General features: G+C 42.0%; 18 protein-coding genes. 11 read left to right on the top strand and 7 right to left on the bottom strand.

The genetic code is table 11. From position 1 onward, the window contains the following. Positions 1-37 precede the first annotated feature (37 nt). The 9 genes from traK to ACTB00_RS03055 all read left to right on the top strand — a co-directional run bounded on the left by traK (position 38) and on the right by ACTB00_RS03055 (position 7,849). Positions 38-664: a conjugative transposon protein TraK gene (traK, locus tag ACTB00_RS03095; RefSeq protein WP_463298486.1), complete on the top strand. Its 627-nt coding sequence runs from the start codon at positions 38-40 to the stop codon at positions 662-664. A gap of 17 nt (positions 665-681) precedes the next feature. Then, a complete protein-coding gene (locus ACTB00_RS03090) occupies positions 682-1,035 on the top strand; it encodes a hypothetical protein (protein WP_463298485.1) in 354 nt (117 codons plus the stop codon). Next, positions 1,001-2,161, top strand: a complete 1,161-nt coding sequence (gene traM, locus ACTB00_RS03085; RefSeq protein WP_463298484.1) for a conjugative transposon protein TraM — start codon at positions 1,001-1,003, stop codon at positions 2,159-2,161. The genes ACTB00_RS03090 and traM overlap by 35 nt, the downstream gene beginning before the upstream one ends. Before the next feature lie 5 nt (positions 2,162-2,166). Next, entirely contained in the window at positions 2,167-2,976 is an 810-nt protein-coding gene (locus ACTB00_RS03080) for a DUF4138 domain-containing protein (RefSeq protein ID WP_463298483.1), read from the top strand. Positions 2,977-2,987: 11 nt separating this feature from the next. Next, complete coding sequence (locus ACTB00_RS03075) at positions 2,988-5,033, top strand: YWFCY domain-containing protein (protein WP_463298482.1); 2,046 nt, start codon at positions 2,988-2,990, stop codon at positions 5,031-5,033. Continuing rightward, positions 5,026-5,544 (top strand): PH domain-containing protein, encoded by a 519-nt coding sequence (locus ACTB00_RS03070; RefSeq protein ID WP_463298481.1) that lies wholly within the window; start codon positions 5,026-5,028, stop codon positions 5,542-5,544. Before ACTB00_RS03075 ends, ACTB00_RS03070 begins: the two co-directional genes overlap by 8 nt. Positions 5,545-5,562: 18 nt before the next feature. Then, positions 5,563-6,243 carry a DUF3945 domain-containing protein gene (locus ACTB00_RS03065; RefSeq protein WP_463298480.1) on the top strand — a complete coding sequence of 227 codons (681 nt, stop codon included), beginning with the start codon at positions 5,563-5,565 and terminating at the stop codon, positions 6,241-6,243. A 229-nt stretch (positions 6,244-6,472) separates the two neighbouring features. Beyond that, a complete protein-coding gene (locus ACTB00_RS03060) occupies positions 6,473-6,871 on the top strand; it encodes a plasmid mobilization protein (RefSeq protein WP_463298479.1) in 399 nt (132 codons plus the stop codon). 30 nt (positions 6,872-6,901) lie between these two features. Then, on the top strand, positions 6,902-7,849 hold the full coding sequence (locus ACTB00_RS03055; RefSeq protein ID WP_463298478.1) for a relaxase/mobilization nuclease domain-containing protein: 948 nt from the start codon (positions 6,902-6,904) through the stop codon (positions 7,847-7,849). Positions 7,850-7,970: 121 nt separating this feature from the next. Here ACTB00_RS03055 and ACTB00_RS03050 read toward each other — a convergent pair whose 3' ends face one another. The 6 genes from ACTB00_RS03050 to ACTB00_RS03025 form a co-directional block, all read right to left on the bottom strand. Then, positions 7,971-8,447, bottom strand: coding sequence for a hypothetical protein (locus ACTB00_RS03050; RefSeq protein ID WP_463298477.1), 477 nt, complete (start codon positions 8,445-8,447; stop codon positions 7,971-7,973). Between the two features lie 20 nt (positions 8,448-8,467). Then, positions 8,468-9,706 (bottom strand): GIY-YIG nuclease family protein, encoded by a 1,239-nt coding sequence (locus ACTB00_RS03045; RefSeq protein WP_463298476.1) that lies wholly within the window; start codon positions 9,704-9,706, stop codon positions 8,468-8,470. Further along, positions 9,699-11,633: a DEAD/DEAH box helicase gene (locus ACTB00_RS03040; RefSeq protein ID WP_463298475.1), complete on the bottom strand. Its 1,935-nt coding sequence runs from the start codon at positions 11,631-11,633 to the stop codon at positions 9,699-9,701. Before ACTB00_RS03040 ends, ACTB00_RS03045 begins: the two co-directional genes overlap by 8 nt. 139 nt (positions 11,634-11,772) lie before the next feature. Beyond that, positions 11,773-12,156 carry a hypothetical protein gene (locus ACTB00_RS03035; protein WP_463298474.1) on the bottom strand — a complete coding sequence of 128 codons (384 nt, stop codon included), beginning with the start codon at positions 12,154-12,156 and terminating at the stop codon, positions 11,773-11,775. Next, positions 12,107-13,402, bottom strand: a complete 1,296-nt coding sequence (locus ACTB00_RS03030) for an RNA-binding domain-containing protein (protein ID WP_463298473.1) — start codon at positions 13,400-13,402, stop codon at positions 12,107-12,109. Before ACTB00_RS03030 ends, ACTB00_RS03035 begins: the two co-directional genes overlap by 50 nt. Further along, the gene (locus ACTB00_RS03025) at positions 13,402-16,092 is read right to left on the bottom strand and encodes a class I SAM-dependent DNA methyltransferase (RefSeq protein WP_463298472.1); all 2,691 of its coding nucleotides are present in this window, start codon (positions 16,090-16,092) and stop codon (positions 13,402-13,404) included. The genes ACTB00_RS03030 and ACTB00_RS03025 overlap by 1 nt, the downstream gene beginning before the upstream one ends. 774 nt (positions 16,093-16,866) lie before the next feature. Here ACTB00_RS03025 and ACTB00_RS03020 point away from each other — a divergent pair. Then, positions 16,867-17,301 (top strand): DUF6573 family protein, encoded by a 435-nt coding sequence (locus ACTB00_RS03020; RefSeq protein WP_463298471.1) that lies wholly within the window; start codon positions 16,867-16,869, stop codon positions 17,299-17,301. 45 nt (positions 17,302-17,346) lie between these two features. Beyond that, positions 17,347-17,565 carry a hypothetical protein gene (locus tag ACTB00_RS03015; RefSeq protein ID WP_463298470.1) on the top strand — a complete coding sequence of 73 codons (219 nt, stop codon included), beginning with the start codon at positions 17,347-17,349 and terminating at the stop codon, positions 17,563-17,565. 99 nt (positions 17,566-17,664) lie between these two features. Here ACTB00_RS03015 and ACTB00_RS03010 read toward each other — a convergent pair whose 3' ends face one another. Next, the gene (locus ACTB00_RS03010; protein WP_463298469.1) at positions 17,665-19,185 is read right to left on the bottom strand and encodes an RNA-binding domain-containing protein; all 1,521 of its coding nucleotides are present in this window, start codon (positions 19,183-19,185) and stop codon (positions 17,665-17,667) included. Between the last annotated feature and the right edge of the window lie 135 nt (positions 19,186-19,320).

Here is a 19,320-nt window from a genome sequence, read left to right as displayed (position 1 = left end):
CAAAATGCAAAATCCAAATTTCAATCATCAATCAACAATGAAAAAGATCTTTGATATTCAGCGCAAGTTCCGCTTTACCGTTTATGTGCTTTTGGCCGTCAGCATTGGGTTGACCGGACTAAGTGGTTATGTGTTTACCCTGTCCCTGAAACTTTCGGATCAGTCCCGGCAAAAGATCTATGTACTGGATAATGGTAAATCTTTGCTGGTAGCCCTTCGGGAAGATATTACTGAAAACCGGGATGCGGAAGCACGTGACCACGTGAAACGGTTTCATGAGCTGTTTTTCACCCTGGAACCGGACAAGCAGTACATCGAAAACAATGTCCGGGAAGCCCTCTATCTGGCTGATCGTACGGCGATGGAACAATACCAGTCTTTCAAGGAGAACAATGTCTATAACCAGGTGATTGCCTCAGACATTAGCATGACGGTGATGACCGACTCCATCAAGCTGGATTTTTCATCCTATCCCTACCGGTTTCAGTATTTCGGGAAGCAAAAGATTGTCCGCACTTCGAATATTACAATCCGCAACCTGCAAACTACGGGACAGCTCCGCAATATCTCGCGTACAGATCACAACCCGCACGGATTTCTGATCGAAGGCTGGCGGATTACAGATAACACCGATCTGGAAACGATCAAACGAAAATCATTTTAACCATTTATTCCTTGATCATGAAGAATACCAAAAATGATAAAATTAAATCGCCACAGTTTAAAGATGTCAGCCGCTACACCCGGTGGATTAACCGGATGGATGAAATGGACCAGGACCTGAGTCCGGTCAAACGAAAAACCAAGTGGCTGTTTTTCTTAGGATGCCTGTTTCTATCCTTTGCGTTGTCCTTTATCCTGTTTCCGGCCGCGAAGTTCAATCATGAAAAATTGGGCAGCCCGGCATTAAGCGCCGAACAACCGATCAAGAAAAAGCCGCTTACCTCTCCCTTTGAAATGCCCGTGGATTCTTTTGAAAACCTTTTAAAACGCCGAGTTCATGAAGACAAATTACACGTTCCTGAAAAAGAATAAGGCGCTCTTGATTCTTCCGCTGGCACTACTTCCTTTTGTGGTGCTGATCTTTTACATCCTGGGTGGAGGCAAAAAGGCGGGTCAGGAAACATCCGGAAAAATGAAGCCGGGTAAAAAGAACGGGGCCAATTATGAGCTGCCTGAAGCTGAGAAGTCCATCGAGATCTTTGACAAGATGGAAGCTTACCAAAACAGTCAAGGCCGGGTTGTTTCCACGCAAGACTATCACGTTATGGGAGACAATTCGTCAAAAAATACGGATGTGAATATCATAACTTCTGACGATTCTGCAACAGTTTTAGAAGACTCACAAACAGATGGAATCAATGCCAATGTGTCCAATAACCTTTTAGCACATATCAAAGACAAGGAGGCGCAGGTTCGAAAAGAGATGGAGGGAAATAACCTGGATAGCCCAGGGCGTCAAAACGTCTCTGCAACGAAACCTGTTATCAGCCCAACGACTCAGCGGCCGGATGCTTTACAGAAAACCGGGATTGAAGAACTGGATCAGGTGTTTGATGAAAATATCGCCCTAAGCCGTCAGAACGATTCGCTGGGTTATTACCTGAAACAGGCTAACCAGAAACTACAAGAACTGGAAGCTAAAAAGTCAGCCAGCTTTAACCTGGATAAAAAGCATTCGCCAAGTTTTGACGGGACAACGTCAGCCAGTCCGTTGATCAGGGCTGAAGTGTACGAAACCACCACCGTTCTGGATGGTAACCGGGTAAAAATGCGTTTGCTGGAAGATTGCCGGGTCGGCGGAAAAGTCATCCAAAAGAACTCCTTTATTTACGGGATTTGTCAGATCAAAAATGAACGGCTGCATATTCGGGTAAGCCAGTTACCAACAGATGAAGATTTCTTGCCGGTTGATTTGGTGATTCATGACCTGGATGGTCTCGCCGGATTGTATGTCCCGGACAATGCAGCCCGGAAAGTAGCCAAAGAGGTCGGAAGCTCAACCAATACTTCTTCTTTGTTTGGTGTCACTGCCGATCCGCTGACCTACGCCGGAGTTCGGGCTGCCGACCGGACTGCCCAATCCCTGTTTAAAATGGTTCGCCTGAAAAAGGTGACCATCAAGAAAAATACCCTTGTCTATCTAATCAATCAAAAATAACAGCTATGAAAAACTTTTTAATCATCATCGCCATATTGATTTTCCAACTGTCGGCATTCGCTCAAAACTATTTACCAGTCAGTGAAAGTAAAACCACGCACCTGGTTTGCCTGGATAAAGTTTCCTACCTGCAGGTGGGTGATCCATCACTTATTCTGGCAGAAGTGGTCCCGGAGCTGCCCAACCTGGTCCGTATCAAAGCCACCGGATCGTTTGAAAAGGAATCTTCCCTGACGGTTGTTTGTGCCGGCCGGATTTACTCCCTGATCCTGAATTTTCAGGATTCGGAAGAAATTACCCACCATTTGGAATCTTTTCATTCTGAAAAAGCGGGCGGGCCATCTTCCGGCCTGATGCCTGATTACGTGCTGAAAGAGTTGAGCGAACAGATCCTGATGAAACGAAAAAGCCTGGTACATGGCGTCAAGCAGAAGAAAGACGGGATCAAGGTTCAGCTCAAGACGATCACCCAGAAAAACGGCTTCCTCTTTTTTGAAGTACGGATCACCAATAAAACGAACCTGGCTTACCGGGTGGAAAGCTTTCACTGGTGGATCGATGATAAGCGGCAGTTTAAAGCTACCAACACCCAGGAATACCAGATCGAGGCAAGCTACCGGCACCACGAAATCAAAATTATTCCCGGTTACACCACTGTCCGGGAAGTGTTTGTGCTGCCCAACCTGGTTTTGCCCGACAAACGTGTTCTCCGCCTGGAAATGCTCGAAAATGCTCTGGGGAATACCGGTCGCCGCTTGACTTTGGAGATCGAGAACAAGGATATCCTAAAAGCCAAAGAACTAATATCAAACTAAACAAAGGCAGGATGAGTTACGAACGACAGGATTTGGTCCGATTGCATGAAAGCTTCCGGTTTATCAGCTATTTGTTGCTGATAGCTTCGCTGTACCTAAGCCGGATCGATTTTTTTGCTGGCCGGGGCTTCTACATTCCCGAGTTTGAGGGCTTGTTTCAAAAGTTGGGTCAACTGAACTTCCTTTCTGATATCTACCTCTCGAAAACCTTTTGCCTGTTGTTTCTGATGATCACCTGCGTAGGCACCAAAGCACACAAAGACCGGGAGCTGAAAGTTTCCAATATTGTGGTTCAGGTGATTGTTGGATTGACCCTCTATTGGGGAAGCCTGCTGCTGGTGGGCCCCTATGATCTGGCTTACCTGGGTTCAACATTTATTGGTTTTGTTGTCCTGAATATCGGCTTTGACAATGTCTCCAAGCTGATCACGGTCAATTTGATGAAGGACCGGTTTAACCTGGAAAACGAAAACTTCCCGCAGGAAGAAACACTCAAAACCAATGAATACGCCATTAACCTGCCAACGCGCTACATCCAAAAAGGGAAAGAGCATCAGGGCTGGATCAATCTTGTCAATCCGTTCCGGGGAACAATGGTCATTGGTACTCCCGGATCCGGCAAATCTTATTCCGTGGTTTTGCCCTTTATCAAGCAACACCTTCAAAAAGGTTTTTCCCTGTGCGTGTATGATTTTAAATACCCGGACTTGTCGTTGGTGGCTTACAACCACTTCCTAATGGCAAAGAAGAAAGGCAGCCTGAGGGAAAACACCCGGTTTTATGTGATCAATTTTGACGATATCCGGAAATCGTTTCGTTGCAACCCGCTGGCTCCTGAGCTGATGGAAAGTCCGATTGATGCCTTTGAATCTTCCCGCACCGTGCTTTACAACCTGAACAGGGAATGGATCAAAAAACAGGGCGAGTTCTTTTCGGAAAGTGCTGTTTCCTTCTTTGCAGCTGTGATCTGGTTTTTAAAAAGGTATAAAAATGGGATATTTTGCACCCTTCCTCATGCCATTGAGCTTTTGCAACTGGACTATGACGATTTGTTTGAAGTGCTCAGCCAGGAAAAGGATGTTGTTGGCATTATCAATCCTTTTGTCAGCGCCTACCAGCGCAAGGCCAATGAGCAGCTGGAAGGACAGCTGGGAAGCCTGAAAATCGCTATTTCCAAGATCATCAGCCGGGAAATCTACTGGATCTGTTCGGGCAATGATTTCTCGCTGGACATCAATAACCCGGAAGCACCAAAAGTCGTTTGTTTGGCGAACAACCCGCTGCGCATCGAAATGTACGGGGCGGTGCTTTCCCTTTATATCACCCGGATGCTGAAGATCATCAACCGGAAAGGCCAGCACCCTTCATCGCTGATCTTTGATGAGCTTCCGACGATATACTTCCGTGGCTTGGATACCCTGATTGCGACCGCCCGCGCAAACAGGATTTCCACCTTGTTGGGTATGCAGACGATCGACCAGCTGATCCGGGATTACGGGAAAGAGCAGGCCAATGCCATCCTTACCAATATCGGGAATGTCTTTTCCGGGCAGGCAGCTGGTGAAACGGCCAAGTTCATGCAAAACCGCATGGGCAAGATCCTGCAGGAGCGGCAGGCCATCAACATTAACCGGAACACCCAAAGCACTACCATTTCCACCCAGATGGACTACCTGGTGCCCGAAGGAAAGATTGCCACTTTGCCTCAAGGCTATATGGTTGGCCAGCTCACGGATAATTACGGAGAACAGATCAGCCAGAAGAACTTCAATTGTCTGATCCATGTGGATACCGCAAAGATTGAAAAGGAAGAAAAGGGTTACCGGCCGATCCCGGATTTTTACAAGTTCGATGATATGGCTGAAGTACTGGAACGAAACCGCCTGCGAATCCAAAACGATATCCGCAGGATTACCAACCAAACGGCTATCGACAGGGAGGAAGACGCAGACAAGCACCAAAAACCGGAACCGCAAACGCCGGATCATCCAAGCCAACCGGTCAAACCATTCACAATTGTACACCGAAAAAATCCCAAAAACAAAAGCAATGAATAATAAAAAAGCATTACACATTCAGTTTAAGCCGTCCCAACTGCTGAACCTGCCAGTGTTCCTGTTGGGAATTCTGCTGATCCCCGGACTTTTCCTGTTGGATGAGGTGATCAACCAGTACCTGCCATCCGACTTTATACAGGCTCCGTTCTATTCTTACATCCTGAACCTTCCGGTTTATCTGTCGCTTCTTTATACGTTTTTCCTGGGATACCATATCCTGAGAGTTTACTGTATCCGCCATGAAATCAGTTCCGAAGAATTCAGATACTATTCAGGAATCCTGCACCGGAAGCATGAGTTTATAGAACTTTACAGGCTGAAAGATTTCTCCGTTGACAGACCCTTGATATATCGATTATTTGGTATGGGCAACCTGACCATTTACACCTCAGATAAAACCACCCCGGTCTTTAAAATGGAGGCAATCAAGAATCCACAAAATATTTATAAAACCCTTCGCGGACTGGTTGAACAGAACCGAAGGGAGAAACACGTTTTCGAAGTTGATTAACACTTAAAATTAAAAGTTATGGAACAACAAAACACACGAATGAACATGGCTGACATCCCGTTTGAGAAACTGGAGAAAGCCGGAATTGACCGCAATTTTGTATCCCGCATGGAAAGCCGGGAGTTGACTGATTTTCTGAACGGTTTTCGCTCAGATAAGCTTTATACGATCAACGCCAGGATCAACGACCAGGATTACAAGATCCCGGCAAAGATTCGTTTACAGCAGGGTGAAGATGGTAAAGTCGATGTCAAAGTCCATCCCATTCAGCGACTGTTTGTCCCCGATGAATACCTGGGACACAAGTTCACCAAAGAGGAAAAGGGAGCTTTACTGAATGACAAGAATCTGGGCAAAACCGTTGAACTGACCGGTCGGGACGGTAAGAAAGATACTTATTACCTGAGCATCGATCCCAAGACCAACGAGCTCATTCCGCTTCGGGCCAAACACATCCAGGTCCCGGACAAGATCAAAGGAGTCGCCTTGACTTCGGAGCAAAAAGAAAAGCTGGCAGCCGGACAAAAGGTGACCGTGGACGGGATGCTGGGAAAGAATAACAAAAAGTTTGGAGCCACCCTGCAGGTGAACGCTGCCGAACGGAACATCAGCTTCTCTAATTTCAAACAGGAGAAGATGCAAAAATCCGAAGATCTGAAGCCGGAAAAAAGTAAAGGAGCCAAGCCGAAAGTTGGCTAAAACCACCGGTTACTTGAAGTGAAAAGATGGGGAAATACGAAATAAAGTTTCCCTTTCTTTTTGACCGAAAAATCAGAGAAAAAAAGCAGGAAAATCAAGGGTAAAATCTTAGCTCAAAGAGGGGAATGCAAGTTGTGTTTTTGTATGCACAAAAACCTTTTCACCTTGTCCCGATAACATCGGGAGGCTTTCCCCACCTGATAGCAGGTTGGCAAAAATATTCCCCTCTTTGAATAATAACAGAAGCAGGAAACAGTCCATGCGGCCACATTTACCAGATAAGGAAAAGCGAAACGAAATGCTGATCATCCGGATCACCCGGGAAGAAAAGATCCGTTTGCAAAGCCTGACCAAACGTGGGAAGTTCGCCTGCATGAGTGATTTCATCCGGTCGCGGATTTTTAAGCAGTCAGATCGAAAGATGATTTCCCTGGATGAAAATGCCAATAACCAGTTAAAAAATCTGGACTATGAGCTAAATAAGATCGGGGTCAACCTGAACCAACTCTCGAAGCGCATGAATTCTTTTGCCGGTTACCGGATGGGCGACAGTGACCGGCAGCTTTTAAAACAAGCTTTTGAGATGATGCGAAACTGTCTGGTCCTGCTTCAAAGGTATCTACGTTGATTCCTCGCCCACCCTCAAAATTGGAAGATCATGGTTATTAAGATTCATCAAGCTTGTAGCACGAAAAACGCGTTGTTTTATAATGAGCGCAAAGTTGAGCGGCACAAAGCCTCGTTTTATCACAGTCAGAATATGCCGGTTGTCAATCCATTTATGGGAGACAAGAACGACCGCTACCGGATTTTCAAGGAGATTGAAGAACGGAATACCCGGGTTCGAAAGCCCGGGTTGCATATATCCGTAAATCCGACTGTGAATGATTTGGTCCGGCTGGGTGATGCCGGTATCAGGACTGAGATCGATAACCTGATGAACCACCTGGGATATGGAAACCAACCTTACTTTGTCTATAAACATGCTGATTTGGAGCGGGTGCATTTTCATATCGTTTCCACCCGTATTGATTGTGATACCGGCAAGAAAATCAAAGACAATTACGAGAAAGAAAAGGCCCAGAGGTTCATCAAAGGTCTGGAGCAGAAATACGAGCTTACCAAAGATGATATTCAGGAAAAATTAAACTACCGGTTTTCCGGAGCCAGCAAAAACCTGAAACAAAACCTGGAAAGCCTGTTTTCCCAACTCAACCGGATGGAGTTTATCTCCTCCAAAGAACTATATGACCAAGCATTGGGGCTGTTTCAGGTGGAGATTAGAAAAGCGGGGAGAGGACATCTGGTTTTTGTGACGGATAAGAACGGAAATCCGGTCCGGCATCCGGTGAGGATGAGTGATTTTGAGGAGCGGCCGAGGTTTTATTTTTCAGAAAAACAGGTTTTGGACCAAGGACATTCTGCAAGAAAAGCGCAATCCGAAAAGTTATCCAATCAAAAAGAATTGGGCATTGACATTTTAAAATCGCTGGTTTTGAAAGAATTGATTAGGCAAATGCAGTTTCAAATCAATGATGGAACAGGTCTGAAAAGTAAAAGATATAAGCAGAAAACCCGAAAGAGAGAATTTAGAAAAAGACTATGAAGAGTATATTTTCAAAATGGCAATAACAGAAAACAATAACAAACTGGTTCCAACTGGGCAATACAGTCAATTTATCAATTAGCACTGACCTTTACAACATTCTGAGATAGACCGGGCTGAATTAGGTAAAGTCAGATTTCCTGCCTATTAAATCTCTATATACCGAGAGTATTTGGGGAGTTACTTCAATGTCAGTACCTTCCCCTGAATTATAGATAAAAATTTTCTCATCTTTCAAAATTAAAGGGGAACCACCAATATCAAAAGAGTTTTGTCTATAGTCTTGAAGTTCTAAGTGTAAATTCTCAATTTCAAAACAATAGTAAAAGTCACGAGAGTTTAACTCATTTTTTGAATAATCTTCGAGCGGGTGTAGGATCAAAGAACACAATAATAAATTTTCATAACCATCTTCTCCAAAGAATAAACTGAGCTCTATTTCCGTTTTTGGTTTAGGACCATGAGAAAAAATAAAATCATACGCTTCTCTATTCGCTGTAAGTTCATGGCCATTTGAAAAATAAAGAACCTCACTATCATTGAAAAATTTTCCGTCAGGAAAAATCTGTTTAGTGAATATTTCAACTTTATATGGCATACAATTAAGGTCCTTTAAGCTTATCGTTTTGCAATTATATGTCTTTCAGGATCATATCGATAATTAACAATCTGCCCACCGATTATTAAGGAGATTGCTTGTTCAATAACATCGAGTGGGGCGATGAACCATTCCCTGGGAGTGTGCCTTTTGCCTTTTTCATCGAACACATCTATTTCCAGGCATGATTTACCAAAGAAGTTGTGCATTAGCTGTTCGAACTTTTGGGCGTTCATATTGTAGCACTTCCATCCGGCGATATATTCAACCGGTGCCATTAGATAGGTTGGTTCTTTTTCCGCATTTTTAATTCGGTCAGTTACTTCAGTCCGGGAATACCCGATTTTATACAAGTTTTTTATTGATGAAATTTCCGGGTTGAAACTTTTAGATTTTAAAACATAAATGTATCCAGTTTCTTGATCATCAGTTGTAATAGTGCCGAAACTTTTCAGAAAGCCCTCATTTACTTTCTCCAAATTATCGGTTACCACCAAGCCATTCGTGTACAGAATTTTCTCAACTGACCTTTTCAGCATGTTGGATTGTGTGCCATTCTCAAAAATGCACCTGGTACGACCATCTTCGCGGACCCTTGTGCCATCGGGTTTATAATGGTCTTTTTGAGAAATATTTATTTTTTCAAGTAGGAAAAGCAAGCCATTATGCACATAAAATGCACCTTCCTTTAAATTTCCTTGATTGAAGTTAATGAGTTTTCTTTTGCCATTTGCTAAATCGTCCTGCACCTGTTTGAGCAGGGCTTTATATTTTTCAAAGTCTTTGCAGGGTTTTCTCCTGGCAATAAAATCGGCACTTGCCCGGTCGTAATCCTGTGGGGTATGTTTAAAATTAAACAAACCTTCCTCGTCCTTGCCCAATATATCAAAGTGGTCGTCCCCGAAAATGTCATCGATGGAATTTATTTCTTTGGGTTTTTTGTAGTGTGATTCGCCTGGTTCATTGACTTTATCAGCTTCCGCTTTAGGCAACAAGTGATAAATATCGACGGTACTTAATATCTCTATTTTCCCATTTTCTTCCCGAAGACTTTTTAACCGTGTGTAGAGCATGAATTCAGCAACATTTGTACTCGCCTCTGGCTCCCTGTCATTGCTTCTAATAAAATCATTAATTTCAAGGAAACTTGAGATTAGCCTTTCTTCCGCGGTTTTTGCCGTTGAATTTTTAGGCTTGACATTGAGCAGCCCTAACGGATCGTTGTCAAAAATATCATCCAGAATTCTGTCCTTATCCATTTGTTGCGGTTCGTTTTCGTTTTTCTTCCTTTAAATAGATGATACACTCTGCCAAGCGTTTTTCCAATGGGTTGTTGGCCTGAAAACTTGGTTCCCTGTTATACATCTTTATAAATTCCTGAATTTTAGGCCATAATATCCGGGCCTCTTCGAAGTCCATTTTGATACGTGTTGCTTCAATCGTATCCTGGATTATTTTTAATACTTTGGTTGTAACTGATTTTGAGAGTATCTCAAAAGCTTTCTGGAATGGGTTGATCTGGTCAATGAGGTCAATGTGGATATCATCAATGTCAATAAAGCTGTCTGCCATCCGGATGAAACGTTTATCGCCGGTTTCCTTGATTTCGCCATTTTTGATGACAGAATCGACCACTACATATTGACGTATTTCTTCAACTTCCATATCCGATAATTCCGGGTATTTCACCCGGATAATTTTTGGGATAAGCACTTTGTTGATCACCTCCGGTTCAACATTGCCCGGCATGGCTTTTAGCATGGTATCATCCTGAAGTATCGTTGCTTTTAAATCGTTTAGGTCTGATTCGATAATATCTTTTACCCTTTTTGAAGAAGGTTCTTTTAAGCCCCTTATCTTTAACTCGCCTGGTTTAGCTTTGTCATCGTCCGAAAGTTTGGTCTTAAAATTCCAGTTCGGGGCCAAAACCTGTTCCATCAGCAAGGATGCGGTAATAGCTTTTAGCATATTGTTTACAGACAATTTAACTTGGTCGTCTGCAGCGTCTGGCTGGGCAATCAGGTTGGTGAACTGGGCGTGTGATTTGTTACTGCTGTCACGGGTTGCCCGTCCAATGATTTGAATGATTTCAGTTAATGACCCCCGATAGCCAACTGTTAAGGCATGTTCGCAATATGGCCAGTCAAAACCCTCTTTTGCCATGCCTAAGGCGATAATCAAGTCCATGTCATCTTCTGATCGGATATTTCGAAGATAGTTTACAATCTTGTCCCTTTCCCTTTGATTATCTTCCACAAGATCGGCTACTTTTATTACTTTCCCATCTGCATGGCGTTTTACATGGATCACAGCTGTTTCCGTGTCCTGCTTTATCACTGATCCAATAGCATCCAGAATAAAATCAACTTCGTTGTGTTTGTCTTTGGTTGATTCGCCGGAGTTGACATTGGGGATATGCAAGATCGTTTTTTTATCGGTGTCAAGTATTTCCAAAATGGCTTCGGTATATCTTCCTTGGTAAAAATGGTATCCAATGCCCAATGATCTTAGGTACGAATAGCCGTTAAGCTGCTCATAATAGTTGTAAGTTACTTTGGTAAACCGGGCTTCACTGTCAGGCAATAAAACAGGGACACTGTCGCCCCGGAAATAAGAGCCTGTCATGGCGATGATATGGGCCGATGATTTTTGCATAATGCTACGCAAAAGCTCGCCCAGCCGGTTGTTTATGTCGGCTGAAACATGGTGAAATTCGTCAATGGCCAACAACGTTTTATTAAATATTTGTTCGTCCAGTTCCTCACAGGCAAAGCGGAGGGTGGCATGGGTGCAAATCAATATTTGCTCACCATTATTCATGAAGTTATGAAAAGCCTGCACTTTGCTTTTGCTCCCATCGCTTCCCGGCGTACACAGGTTGTATTGATCGTTTGGATCCCAGTCGTTGAAAAAACCGTGGGCACTGAGATTGGTTTTTGCAAACGAACCTCCGATGGAACGCTCAGGTACGGACACAATTACTTTTTCGATGCCTTGGTTTCTTAACTTATCTAGAGCGAGAAACATTAGCGCCCGTGATTTTCCTGATGCCGGTGGGGCTTTCAGCAACAAATATTGGGAATCGCGGGCTTCGAACGCCCGGGCCTGCATGTCGCGCATGCCCATTGGGTTTGTTTTGGTGCTTTGACCTGTTTGGTTGTAAGTAACTTTTACGATATCTGGCATTTTCGTCTAAATTTTCGTCTATTTATTTTTAATAAACAAACTTTAATCTGCTTATTATATGGTTATTACATCTTGTCGCAATTTGATTTACGTCTAAGTCTTCGTCTAAATTCTGTCTGAGATTGGGCATTTAGACCATTCAATTGAGGACCCAGTATCTTTCATTATTCAAATCGATAAGCCCATCTTTCTTCATTTTTTGCAAAAGGTTCTTGATCTTATGCTGTTTTTGTCCTTTACTTAATACATCGGGTAATTTGTTTTCAAGCAATTCCGAGAAATCAGCTTTTTTGGCCTTCTTAAACTCTTTGAGATAATCGATAATAAGCTTCATGCAATATTCATCATCGATTCCCCTTAATCTTAAATACTCACCTCTCTGCCCGGTTTCTTTTGCAACAATTGACGAAATATAAAAATTGGGTTTCCGGCCTTCAATTAATTTTTTATCCCTTAGTTCTTTTACTTCCGGATCAGCTAAATATTTGTTTTTTTTGCACTTTGTCCAGGAGCATGATTTCATGTAATGAAAGATCGGGCAATTGTGCCAATTTTTCTGCATAGGCTAAATCCATAACCTTTCCACTGATGATCACCTTAACTGAATTATTTTCAAAACTATATTCAGGTAATGGGAACAGTTTATTCTTCTGGATAACAAACATCCGCCTGATCCCACTTCCAATGGTATCAATCATGTTCAGGTTAACCATCGCACTGGACAAAAAAGCATTCCTGTATTTTGATTCAGGGGCATCGGCCATTATCACATTTTCAATGGACTGGGGAATAAAGTTGCCTAAATTATGAAAGGTGAGTGTGCCGTCTTCCTTTTCAACAATTTTTATTTTACCCCCTAAGCGGTAATCCTGATGGGCTATGCTATTATTTAGGGCCTCGCGGATTATATACGGATCGTATTGATCAACCTCGTCAGGAAACAGTGTGCCTTTTTGCAGGTAACGATATTTCAGGTTCCGGATTTTTGCCCGAGCCTTTTCAACATTCAGCAAAAATGGGCAGGAAAAATGCTCATAGTCTTTTTCAATATTGTCTTTATCCCTCAATATCCAACTAATCTTGGCAATGGCCGGATGAATAAAATGCTCTGATTCCGGTTTGCCGAGCAAGATAATCGCAGTTCTCGTTATTTTGCCTTTAATGGCCAGTTTTGCTTTATTCAAAAAAGTCAGGACATCCCAATGGGGTATCTCATCTTTTAATGATGGATTTTTAACAGTGAAAAGCTGCCTGGCTTTTTCAATTGCCTCAGGAGACAGATCATCAATCGATGCTTCATTTATTGTTCCTATACTCCAATCGGTTGTATTGACTTGGTTTCTGATCCTTTCCAACTCTTCAATGTTCAAAGGGCTTAGTGATTCTCCGTTCCGTCCATAGTAATGCCCTTTCCAAGCAATTGGCAAACCTGTAAGAGCTGCAGGTATTTGTAACAAGAGCACTTTCTGGCCTTCAACCGTTACCTTGTAAATATCAATAAATGTGAGATTGGCAGTCGTATTTTTGGCTATTTCATGTTTATATGCATTGATTTGATTGTCGGATATTGATGTCCCAACAATGGTTTTGTCATTCTTTACCCCGAATACCAACCATGCATCGCTGACATTCTTCAAGTTAGCTTCATTGCTTAATGCCGGGAAATACTTGCCCAACTTGTTTATGTCATATTGGTTTTTTGCCTCTTTAAATTCTACGATCTCATTTTCGGCAGCCTGGCTTAATAGTTTATTGAGTATTTTGTGCATTATCGTATTAGTTTCCGGGTTTTCTTTTTTTCTGCAAACAAGGTATTTCGGTCCTGTTCTTCCGCAATCATTTTTTCGTAGAGTTTGAATAGGTATTCCAACCGTTCTTCGTCGCTTTCAAAAGGCCGGCTTCTGTAACAACGTTCCACTGCCAAATCGTTTTGTCGGTGTGCTTCGCGCAAGCCTTCTGGCATCTTGTCGGGGTCGTACAATTGAGCCAGGGTTTTGTCTGAATGTTTCTCCCGCTCCTCCAAAATACGAAAAACACATTGGGTAATTTCTTGTTTACGCTGGTCGGATATTGGAGGGAAAGGGAATGTGTTATAACATAGAACAGAAGAATATCTAATTCGTGTCTCTAAACTTCCACCAACAGCTCTTACCCAAAGATTGTGCATTTTGGAGGTTAAAACACCAAATAATTCAGTGTTGGGTGAATATACTGCAAAAGCGAGATTATTTATAATTACGTTATTATTTAAAAGCCCTATTGGAATATATTCTCTTTTTTCAGACGATGTGCCAGGTACGAGCAATACATCCGTATTTTTATGACGTATCTCAATAAATCTATGTGGTTTAGTTGCAAATTTGTTGTACGATTCTTTTTTACTTCTGTTTCTTTCAGTCCTAACGATATTCAATCTGTCCGCAATTGGAGGTATTTCATTCAGCTCATTAAAATCATTTTCCTCGGCCCAAATACACCATCTTTCAACTCCTTTGATAAATTCCTGAGAACCCACAACCTTTTTAAAGAAATGAGTAGATCCAGGATATTGATTTACAATATTTTCCTTTTCTTCCATTGTGAACTGAAGACCACCGAAATCATTTGGCATATTCCCCAAAACCATTGGTGAAAAATTAGAAAGGGGTATATTTCTTTTAGGAACTCCACTGATTCTTGCTGTTGAAAGATAAGGATTTATATAGTCTACCGTCACTTTATGTCCGCTTTCAATTATACACTTGGGTTTGTTTTGTTTTTTCCGAATACCAGTGATTATCACTGTAACTCCAGCTTGTGATTTCGCATTGTTTTCCCATTTAAAAGATTTATGAGCAAAAAATATTTCATTCTTCTTACCCAAGATTAGAGGCCAAAGTAATGCAACTTGTTCCCCCTGGCATATAGAGTTGGTTGAAACAAAACCAAATGCTACCTGATCATATTCTGCGATATATTTTGCTGCAAGTATATACCAGCCAGAAATATAGTCTAGTTTAGTAGTTGCACCCAATATGAAAAACAGATCATTCTTTTGTTCTTTTTCTTGTTGGGAAAAACCTCTATATGGCGGATTTCCCAAAATATAAATTTCATCCTCTGTTTTACTTGGACAAACCGTTTCCCAATTCAGGCGACAGGCATTCCCACAAACAATGTTGCCGGCTTGTTTTAATGGTAGGGTTGGATTGGTGCGGCCAAACTGCCGGTAAAACTCTACATTCATTTGGTGCACGGCTAACCAAAGGGAGAGTTGGGCTACTTCGTGAGCAAAGTCATCAATCTCGATACCATAGAAATTGTTGAGCGAAATTTCACTGTACTTTGTAGTATGGGCTTTTGTAATTATTTCGATTTCCAGAAAGATTTTCATTTCCAGCCTTCGTAGTTCCTTGTAGGCAATAATTAGAAAGTTTCCACTGCCGCAAGCTGGATCAAATATCTTGATCTTTGAAAGTCGTATTTGAAGTTCATTTAATTTTTTCAGGTTGCCCTTGACATCTTCAAATTCTTCGTATAAACTGTTCAGGAAAAGCGGTTCAATCACCTTCATGATGTTGGGGACAGAGGTGTAATGCTGTCCGAGGCTTCCACGCTGGTCGGCACCAATAACAGCCTGAAACATGGAGCCAAATATGTCGGGGTTTATGTCTTTCCATTGCATCTCGCCACTGTCGATAATCAATTGCCTCGAACGCCGCGTAAACTTTGGCGACAGAAGCCGCTTGCAGAACAAACCTCCATTAACATAGGGGAATACGTTGAAATAAGCAGGTAAACCAACCCTTGATTTTTCAGGAGTGTCCAATACCTCAAAAAGCCGGTCGAGAAATGAATCCAGGTCGCTACCATTGGCCTGGGTGTTTGAACTGATGGCATTGGTAAACTGGTTTTTCTGGAAAATATTTGTATCCTCAGCAAAATAACAAAACAGCAGACGTGAAAGAAAAACGTTTAAGCCGTGAATGAATTCCAGTGAATCATCCGGGTTATCTTTTTTAATTTCATCAAACAACTTAGCCATCTTTTCTGCAGCCCTAACATCTGCAATATTTTCATCGCGGTGTTTGTGTTTTTCCATGCCAGCCCAAGGAAGGAAGAAATCATAATGCTTCGGTAAATTTTGAAGTTCAATATCCAGCTTATCGTTTGTTTTGGTATCAATAGCTAACAACGTTTCAAAATCTGTTACAACCACAAATCGCTGACCGTGGTTTAATTCTCCGTTCAATTTAGAAATTGACTGGTGCAAATCTGCGTCATAAACAGCTTTGAAAAAAAGCTTTTTCTTCCATGATATTTCACCGTCCTTTTTAGAGAGGTTTAAATTCCCCTTTTGCAAACGGGTGATGGAAGCTTTGGGCAAACCGTATGCTAAAAGTAAGTCGTAGATGAAGGTTTCCGGTGAAAAAAACTTCATCAGGTTTTGCAGGTTTTGTTCTATTTGGGCGATATTCATTCCGTATTATACGTTTGGCTAAAGTTGATAATTCTTTGAGTTTTCTCAAATCAAAACCAAATGTAATAATTTGAATTTTAACATCTGGAGGAAGCAATCATAATAATAACATGATTTGTAGGATTTAGAATAAAATGAAGCCTTTCCCTCAAAACTCCTGAAAATTCAAAGTAAATTCGTGCCTTCTTTGATATTGGTTTCTTATCCTTTACTCCTTTCGTTTATTGTGTTGGTTAGGCAAGGTCTTTGACTTAGCATGGCTATGTGTAAGCTTTTGTTATCTGCCTAAAATTCAGGACTATTAAGTAATAGTTTAATCTTACCAAATTATACTTATTGAACAAAGCCATTCTCAATTCCTGTCGAATTTACCTGCACTGCAAAAACGGTCAAGGACCTCTGCTTCGCTCCGGTTCCTCGCATTCGGTCATTTTTTTGAAATGTTCTCTGTAAATGGTTGAAAAATGACATTCACCCGTTGACTGATCATAAGACATACTCCTTTTCACTCAAATTTTCGACAAAGTTATTGATCGCTTCCCTGAACGGTAAAGGGGCGGTTGCTTTTCGTGGCAACCGTCCTTCGGATGCGTTCAGTTTTTTGCCTTGTTCATTGTCGATGAACAGGTTGATTCAATGAACAAACAGGTCGGCAAAAAACTGACATGCACCCCATTGACCTGATCCGGGACAGCTCAATGTGGTACGCCAAAAATTTAAGTTTAACGGCGTGCCAGATGCCATTAAAAGTCTGCAAGGCAGCAGCGATCTATTATGAATGATTTCAAAAGTTTAAAACCCATTTCCGTTTACTCCACCAAACAAGCCATCGATGATGGTTTCCTGATTCAAGTTGATCAAAAGATTTCTCAGGAAGCTGGGATCCGTCATCCGGTTTACCTGACCCGCTCAGTATGGGACAAATATGTTGAAGTACCCAAAGGAATAGACGGCCATCAGGACCAGTCGGGCCGTTTATGGGATGTATTGTTCATGTTTGCCTTTTTCGCCCGGAAGGAATCTTCTTCCAGATTGCTATTTAAGTTATTGGTCCAATTGCCGGACGCTGGAGATTGGGAGCAGAACGAAAAAGTAGCGGACAGGTCTAACCGGCTGTTGCGGGAAGTCACTCTCAGAGCCCTGATTACAGCCCGGGATTTTGACGATCCGTCGCCAGCGATTTTCATTATGAAACCATTTGAAGATTAATCCATTCTGATGATCGATTTCAGAATAAAATGATAGGAGGTATTGATGATGATGAGATATAAAGATGATCCAAGACAAATTGCCGTACGTTATCCAAGCTACTGCGAAAAGTGCCAGGTTCGTTTGCCTCGTGGAAGTGTAGCCTACTACTGGCCACGAACCCGCACGCTGCTATGTTCTGATTGCGGAGAACCGGAATTCGGAAGTTTTCTTTCGGCTGCGGCAGATGAAGAAGTCTTTGCCGGTATGGGAAATCCTTTTTAGGTTGAACTACTGGGGTGCGATGCCCCTTTTTTGTTCGTTCTCTTTTTCAGGAAGATATGTTGCAATAGTTCCAGCCTTTTTGAACGATTTGAGAAGTGATCATGATTTTTTCAGGATTTGTGCCAATTTTTTAGTAATCATATATTTTCCTGTTTTAGGTGCACCTAAAAAATGTATAAAGCCAATATCTCTGAGTATTTTCATGTCGCGTTGAGCAGTCGCACGTTTGACACTGAGATCTTTCATAAGTTGGGGTAATGACAGGCCTTCATTCTTGATGATTTCCATTAATTCTGTCTTTAGCCGATCTTTTACAGCATCATTTACAGCATCATTTACAGCATCATTTACAGCATCATTTACAGTATCAGCATCAAATTTATCCTCTTTTTCAAGAGCTGCATGACTTCCTGTAACCCTGTAATCTCCACCTTCGTCCCTAAAAATATATTTATTGGGAATAGAAATGATTGTCGTGAAAATGTCACCTTCTTTAAAAACTGGTTCAGATTTTCCATAGAGCTTACCATACTTAAAAACGTTTCTGACACCTGAGCCAAGCTCATCGGCCCGCCCAATCTGCTTAAACAGTTCCAGTACAATTGGATTCTTTGGATGGGTATAAAAGTTATCAGGATTAATGATCCCCGGAATGTAGGGCTTGTTCCAGTTTTCAATAGTTACCTTCTCTTTCTCTATAACCAATCTGGAGGGAAAAGAATTCAAAAATTCGCGGTGAACCAACGTATTGGCGATCACTTCCCTGAAAATTTTATCCCGCAGGTTTATCCGTTGGTCATTCTCCAGGTAAAACGGATCCGGTAAATGCTTACGGATGAAATCCATTAACAGGTCATAGCTTTCAATGAGGTTGGTCCGTACTTCCAGACGGTCGTCATAACGGTCCGTATTCACAATTCTTACCAGGGCATCGGTTTTATATGCCGGAAGGATATTCTGAATGATTTCGTCCTTTCCAAACAAAAGTACAGCAGCCAGAATGAACCCTTCTTCACCTGTCTTGAAATCTTTTCTGTAAAGCTTGGCGCTACGAAGCAACTCTTCGTCATTCATACTTTCCCACGGGTGACCGGAAGTACGCACTGAAGCGAGTTTCCTGACCCGTGCAATCAGGTCAGGCCGAAAATCCTCCAGGGATAGAAACTTATAGATGCCTGATTCTGTAAAATTATTTGCCTTGCGCAGGTACAGGTGTTCCACCAGACTATGATTCCCGGTAACATTAAAATCACCATCACTGTTCCGGTCAAATATCTTACCGGCCGTGGAATGAACCTGTGAACTTTCAGGAATATGCAGGTAAATAATTTTCTTTCCATCCAAGTCCACGATTTCGGGGATAAGATAAACCGTTGGTGAAAGCTTTTGGGGATTGTTCATGAGGCTTATCAGCCGGTCAACCAAGAGTTGCACCTTTTTTTCTTCAATTCCTTCAACAGTCCCGCTATCGGTTACTCCCAAAAGCAAATGGCCACCTTTCCTGTTCAGGAAAGCGCAAATACTCTCGAACGTGTTTTTATTGAGTTCATATCGCGAAGTCTTAAACTCAACCGTTATTCCTTCGCCTTCTTTTAATATCTGCTGTACCTGCTCAATCATTCCCTAAAAATAGGAATAAAGTTTTTTATTATCGAAGTTTTGAAAAACACAACCTTCAATCGTTGATTCAATATATTTTCAATTATACCATAAAAATGATAATAAATATCCTTCTCTTGATTTAACTTTGAGGCT

The organism is Sunxiuqinia sp., assembly GCF_055140945.1.
The sequence above is the reverse complement of the archived record's forward strand: the minus strand, read 5'-3'. Positions and strand labels throughout refer to the sequence as shown.